This window comes from Chryseobacterium taeanense, from assembly GCF_900099685.1.
Lineage (GTDB): Bacteria > Bacteroidota > Bacteroidia > Flavobacteriales > Weeksellaceae > Chryseobacterium > Chryseobacterium taeanense.
This window is the reverse complement of the sequence record NZ_FNDW01000029.1, coordinates 1-1336: the sequence shown is the minus strand read 5'-3', so window position 1 is coordinate 1336 and position 1336 is coordinate 1. Positions and strand designations below refer to the sequence as shown.

Annotated in this window: 1 protein-coding gene; it reads right to left on the bottom strand. The window is 34.0% G+C overall.

Annotated features, from left to right (window positions below; genetic code table 11):
* Nucleotides 1-79 precede the first annotated feature (79 nt).
* A complete protein-coding gene (locus BLR30_RS17500) occupies nt 80-1105 on the bottom strand; it encodes an IS110 family RNA-guided transposase (RefSeq protein ID WP_089861646.1) in 1026 nt (341 codons plus the stop codon).
* Nucleotides 1106-1336: the final 231 nt, after the last annotated feature.

Below are 1336 nucleotides of genomic sequence, written 5' to 3'. Positions count from 1 at the left end.
AAAAGGTACTGTGTTAATATGCAAATTATTTTTTAAATTTGTTTAAACTATTTTAGGGGAAAGCTATTATTTATCCCGTTCAGACAGGCGAAACCCTGTCTGCTTTTTTATGTTCTTCATAATCGATATTAAACTCTTCATCTTTTTTCCAGAGAATGTAGATTAAACACAATAACTTTCTTGCTACCGCCGTTACCGCTATTTTTTTTGCAGGTTTCCGTTCAGTTAAATTCCTGTAGAAAGATTTCATTGAGGGATTAAATCTACTTGCACATAATGCCGGCATATAGAGGGCATGCCGAATAAAGCTATTTCCTTTTTTCGAAATCCTTGTTTTCCCCTGTCTGCTTCCAGACTGGTTATGCTGTATATCAAAACCCGCATAGCTGGAGAGTTGTTTGGAATTGGAGATTAAAGCAAATGCATTTGTTTCAGCAACAATACAAACAACTGTTATAAAACTCACCCCAGGTATTGTACACACTCTCTGTATTTTATCATAAAAAGAACTGTCTGTCATTACCAAAATTCTTATCTCTGCTTCGATCTCCAGAACCTGGGTTTCGAGTAACGAAATTTGCTTTTTTAACCTCCGTTCCGTATTCTCAGGGCATTGATGGCTGTAAAATCTTGCATGAAGCTGGTTTTTGACCTGATGAATCTTATACTTTATCTCACGATATTCTCTACTTAAAAATTTAAGTTCTCGCAGGATTTTAGATGGCCTCCGCCAAAACTCCAGTTTTCGTTCTAAACCCAGCCTACATAAAACTTCTGCATCTACTTTATCTGTTTTTGTCTTTACATTCAAACTCTTCACATAGTGTTTTACCATATTAGGCAATAAAACCGATGCTTTACAATCATTTTCTGTGAGATAATAAATCAGATTTTCATAATAAACCCCTGTGGCTTCCATTACATAAATTAAATGGTCTATAACCTGAAGATCTGAAACCCAATTTAACAATGACTTAAAACCAATTTCATTATTCGAAAATCTCTTACTCTTTTGCAGTTTGTGATTCTGATCAGAATCTATACATCCAATACAGCAATCAAGATAATCCTTGGATACATCAATACCAACACACTGTTTTTCCATAATATTGTTTTTATAAAGCCACAGTTCCTGTTAATCTTTTCTCGTAATTATCCGGGATACTTTTCATTCCCTAAGTACTGTTCAGATTTTGGAGAAACTTAGAGACAGAGAATCTTTCTTTTTACGGTATATTAAAATCAAATTAACTACCTGACACAAAATATTTCTTCTGTCTCTTAGCTTTTTGTTATCCTATGTAAAACGTAAATCTTTCTTACGCAAACATACGAG